The sequence below is a fragment of the Curtobacterium sp. MCLR17_059 genome, from assembly GCF_003234665.1.
Classification (GTDB): Bacteria; Actinomycetota; Actinomycetes; order Actinomycetales; family Microbacteriaceae; genus Curtobacterium; species Curtobacterium flaccumfaciens.
In genome coordinates, this window is record NZ_QKSU01000024.1 from 1 (window position 1) to 5,460 (window position 5,460).

At 55.6% G+C, this 5,460-nt stretch carries 3 rRNA genes; all 3 read right to left on the reverse strand.

What is annotated here, in order from left to right:
- Positions 1-8 precede the first annotated feature (8 nt).
- A 5S ribosomal RNA gene (gene rrf, locus DEJ12_RS17730) occupies positions 9-125 on the reverse strand.
- 152 nt (positions 126-277) lie between these two features.
- A 23S ribosomal RNA gene (locus DEJ12_RS17735) occupies positions 278-3,405 on the reverse strand.
- A 433-nt stretch (positions 3,406-3,838) separates the two neighbouring features.
- A 16S ribosomal RNA gene (locus DEJ12_RS17740) occupies positions 3,839-5,360 on the reverse strand.
- Together the 16S, 23S and 5S rRNA genes form the textbook arrangement of a ribosomal RNA operon.
- Positions 5,361-5,460 lie beyond the last annotated feature (100 nt).

A 5,460-nucleotide genomic window follows, 5' to 3' on the forward strand; every position in this document is an offset into this window, starting at 1 on the left:
TACGTTAAGTCCGGCGGCGTCCTACTCTCCCACAAGGTCCCCCTTGCAGTACCATCGGCGCTGAGAGGCTTAGCTTCCGGGTTCGGAATGTGACCGGGCGTTTCCCTCTCGCTATGACCACCGGAACACCTTCGACCATGATCTGGTCTCAAAGCTGTTCCAGCTGCTGCCCTCCGTGAAGAGGGCAGAGCGGTGTATTCAGTTTCGATTCCCGATCGTCTGTCGGGAACCACAAAGTGGACGCGAGCCCGTGCAACAAGTGCACGGAAATCAGTGTGTTATCAAGTCTTCGGCTTATTAGTACCGGTCAGCTCCACGGGTCGTTAGTCCCCGCTTCCACATCCGGCCTATCAACCCAGTAGTCTGCTGGGAGCCTCTCACACTCAAGGTGCATGGAAATCTCATCTCGAAGACGGCTTCCCGCTTAGATGCTTTCAGCGGTTATCCGGTCCGAACGTAGCTAATCAGCGGTGCCCTTGGCAGAACAACTGACACACCAGAGGTTCGTCCATCCCGGTCCTCTCGTACTAGGGATAGATCTTCTCAAATTTCCAACGCGCGCAGCGGATAGGGACCGAACTGTCTCACGACGTTCTAAACCCAGCTCGCGTACCGCTTTAATGGGCGAACAGCCCAACCCTTGGGACCTACTCCAGCCCCAGGATGCGACGAGCCGACATCGAGGTGCCAAACCATGCCGTCGATATGGACTCTTGGGCAAGATCAGCCTGTTATCCCCGAGGTACCTTTTATCCGTTGAGCGACAGCGCTTCCACAAGCCACTGCCGGATCACTAGTCCCGACTTTCGTCCCTGCTCGACCTGTCAGTCTCACAGTCAAGCTCCCTTGTGCACTTACACTCGCCACCTGATTGCCAACCAGGTTGAGGGAACCTTTGGGCGCCTCCGTTACTCTTTGGGAGGCAACCGCCCCAGTTAAACTACCCATCAGGCACTGTCCATGAACCCGATCAGGGTCCTACGTTAGACATCCAAAGTGACCAGAGTGGTATTTCAACAATGACTCCACGAACACTAGCGTGCCCGCTTCACAGTCTCCCACCTATCCTACACAAGCCACTCCGAACACCAATACCAAACTGTAGTAAAGGTCACGGGGTCTTTCCGTCCTGCTGCGCGTAACGAGCATCTTTACTCGTAGTGCAATTTCGCCGAGTTCGCGGTTGAGACAGCTGGGAAGTCGTTACGCCATTCGTGCAGGTCGGAACTTACCCGACAAGGAATTTCGCTACCTTAGGATGGTTATAGTTACCACCGCCGTTTACTGGGGCTTAAATTCAGAGCTTCGCCCAAAGGCTAACCCTTCCTCTTAACCTTCCAGCACCGGGCAGGCGTCAGTCCGTATACATCGTCTTGCGACTTCGCACGGACCTGTGTTTTTAGTAAACAGTCGCTTCCCACTGGTCTCTGCGGCCTTCAACGCTCACGGAGTAAATCCGGTCACGTGTCCGGCCCCCCTTCTCCCGAAGTTACGGGGGCATTTTGCCGAGTTCCTTAACCACGATTCTCTCGATCTCCTTGGTATTCTCTACCTGACCACCTGAGTCGGTTTCGGGTACGGGCGGCTGCAACCTCGCGTCGATGCTTTTCTCGGCAGCATAGGATCACTGATTTCCCCTTACGGGTACGCGTCGGATCTCAGGCGTACAGACGACGGATTTGCCTATCGTCAGCCCTACATCCTTACACCAGGTTCACCTTACGGATACCATCGCCTGGCTCAGCTACCTTCCTGCGTCACACCTGTTCATACGCTAACCGCACCAGCATGGGGTCGAGCGTTAGACCGGCCACCATCACCCCGAAGGGATCCGGTTGTACCGGGTTAGGACTCTTAGCACCACTGGATTAGCTTGGGCGGTTGTTCGCCGGTACGGGAATATCAACCCGTTGTCCATCGACTACGCCTGTCGGCCTCGCCTTAGGTCCCGACTTACCCAGGGCGGATTAACCTGGCCCTGGAACCCTTGGTCTTTCGGAGGACGGGTTTCTCACCCGTCTTTCGCTACTCATGCCTGCATTCTCACTCGTGTAGCGTCCACGGCTGGATCACTCCGCCGCTTCACTCGCCACACGACGCTCTCCTACCACTCCGCACGACTGAACCACGAAGGCTTGTCTATAGTGCGAAATCTACAACTTCGGTGGTGTGCTTGAGCCCCGTTACATTGTCGGCGCGGAATCACTTGACCAGTGAGCTATTACGCACTCTTTCAAGGGTGGCTGCTTCTAAGCCAACCTCCTGGTTGTCTGTGCAACTCCACATCCTTTCCCACTTAGCACACGCTTAGGGACCTTAGTTGGTAGTCTGGGTTGTTTCCCTCTCGACGATGAAGCTTATCCCCCACCGTCTCACTGCTGCGCTCTCACTCACCGGCATTCGGAGTTTGGCTGACGTCAGTAACCTGTTGAGGCCCATCGGCCATCCAGTAGCTCTACCTCCGGCGAGAAACACGCAACGCTGCACCTAAATGCATTTCGGAGAGAACCAGCTATCACGAAGTTTGATTGGCCTTTCACCCCTATCCACAGCTCATCCCCTCCATTTTCAACTGAAGTGGGTTCGGTCCTCCACGACGTCTTACCGTCGCTTCAACCTGGCCATGGATAGATCACTTCGCTTCGGGTCTAGAACATGCGACTCAAACGCCCTATTCAGACTCGCTTTCGCTACGGCTGCCCCTCACGGGTTAACCTCGCCACATATCACTAACTCGCAGGCTCATTCTTCAAAAGGCACGCCGTCACCCCTACTAAGGAGGCTCCGACGGTTTGTAAGCAAACGGTTTCAGGTACTATTTCACTCCCCTCCCGGGGTACTTTTCACCTTTCCCTCACGGTACTTGTCCGCTATCGGTCATCTGGGAGTATTTAGGCTTATCAGGTGGTCCTGACAGATTCACACGGGATTTCTCGGGCCCCGTGCTACTTGGGATACACATCCGGCCATAACACCATTTCGTCTACGGGGCTGGCACCCACTACGGCCCGGCTTTCAAACCGGTTCGACTATGATGCGCTGTAACCGTCCCAGTCCGGCAGAACTGAGTGACGTGTCCCACAACCCCGACCATGCAACGCCCGCCGGCTATCACACATGATCGGTTTAGCCTCATCCGCTTTCGCTCGCCACTACTCACGGAATCACATGTTGTTTTCTCTTCCTGTGGGTACTGAGATGTTTCACTTCCCCACGTTCCCTCTACCCGCCCTATATATTCAGGCGGGAGTCACCAGGTCGCAAAGCGCCTGGCGGGGTTTCCCCATTCGGAAATCCTCGGATCGAGGCTCGATTATCAGCTCCCCGAGGCTTATCGCAGATTTCTACGTCCTTCATCGGCTCCAGATGCCAAGGCATCCACCGTTTGCTCTTAGAAACTTGACCACAAAGATTAAAATTGCGATCCAACGTCACACCACACCAACCCAAAAGGCCGGTCATGGATGACGCGAATCAAAGATGCTCGCGTCCACTGTGTAGTTCTCAACATACGATCGGCACCAGCACTCCCCCACCACAACGGTAGGTTCACCCTGGCCCGACGAAGGACCCGTAGGCCCAACCCCCACCACCACTCACGTGACAGTAGGAAGCCTGGTCCCTCAGGACCCAACAACGTGCACCAGCCAGCAGCTCCACCCCGACCCGTCCCAACCCTGCAAGCAGAGCGTACTGAGGTCGGAAGCATCACTCCCAACTGCACTGTCAATGTTCCACCCATGAGCTACCCGTCGGACACGTTCGGTCCGAAACAGGCGCCTGGACCAGCAACCAACCACCCCTAATGGGCGACCAGCACTGACCAGATGCTCCTTAGAAAGGAGGTGATCCAGCCGCACCTTCCGGTACGGCTACCTTGTTACGACTTAGTCCTAATCACCGATCCCACCTTCGACGGCTCCTTCCACAAGGGTTAGGCCACCGGCTTCGGGTGTTACCGACTTTCATGACTTGACGGGCGGTGTGTACAAGGCCCGGGAACGTATTCACCGCAGCGTTGCTGATCTGCGATTACTAGCGACTCCGACTTCATGAGGTCGAGTTGCAGACCTCAATCCGAACTGAGACCGGCTTTTTGGGATTCGCTCCACCTTACGGTATCGCAGCCCTTTGTACCGGCCATTGTAGCATGCGTGAAGCCCAAGACATAAGGGGCATGATGATTTGACGTCATCCCCACCTTCCTCCGAGTTGACCCCGGCAGTCTCCTATGAGTCCCCGGCATAACCCGCTGGCAACATAGAACGAGGGTTGCGCTCGTTGCGGGACTTAACCCAACATCTCACGACACGAGCTGACGACAACCATGCACCACCTGTACACCGACCACAAGGGGGCGACCATCTCTGGCCGTTTCCGGTGTATGTCAAGCCTTGGTAAGGTTCTTCGCGTTGCATCGAATTAATCCGCATGCTCCGCCGCTTGTGCGGGCCCCCGTCAATTCCTTTGAGTTTTAGCCTTGCGGCCGTACTCCCCAGGCGGGGCGCTTAATGCGTTAGCTACGACACAGAAACCGTGGAAAGGTCCCTACATCTAGCGCCCAACGTTTACGGCATGGACTACCAGGGTATCTAATCCTGTTCGCTCCCCATGCTTTCGCTCCTCAGCGTCAGTTACGGCCCAGAGATCTGCCTTCGCCATCGGTGTTCCTCCTGATATCTGCGCATTCCACCGCTACACCAGGAATTCCAATCTCCCCTACCGCACTCTAGTCTGCCCGTACCCACTGCAAGCCCGAGGTTGAGCCTCGGGATTTCACAGCAGACGCGACAAACCGCCTACGAGCTCTTTACGCCCAATAATTCCGGACAACGCTTGCACCCTACGTATTACCGCGGCTGCTGGCACGTAGTTAGCCGGTGCTTTTTCTGCAGGTACCGTCACTTTCGCTTCTTCCCTACTAAAAGAGGTTTACAACCCGAAGGCCGTCATCCCTCACGCGGCGTTGCTGCATCAGGCTTTCGCCCATTGTGCAATATTCCCCACTGCTGCCTCCCGTAGGAGTCTGGGCCGTGTCTCAGTCCCAGTGTGGCCGGTCACCCTCTCAGGCCGGCTACCCGTCGTCGCCTTGGTGAGCCATTACCTCACCAACAAGCTGATAGGCCGCGAGTCCATCCCCAACCAAAAAATCTTTCCACCACCAGACCATGCGGCCAGTGATCATATCCAGTATTAGACGTCGTTTCCAACGCTTATCCCAGAGTCAGGGGCAGGTTACTCACGTGTTACTCACCCGTTCGCCACTAATCCACCCAGCAAGCTGGGCATCATCGTTCGACTTGCATGTGTTAAGCACGCCGCCAGCGTTCGTCCTGAGCCAGGATCAAACTCTCCGTAAAAAAATACAGACCCAACACCCGAAGGCATCAGACCGAGTTGATTCTGACTGTTGACTGTCTACTGACAATCTTCAATCCAAAAGGAATTGCTTCATGACCC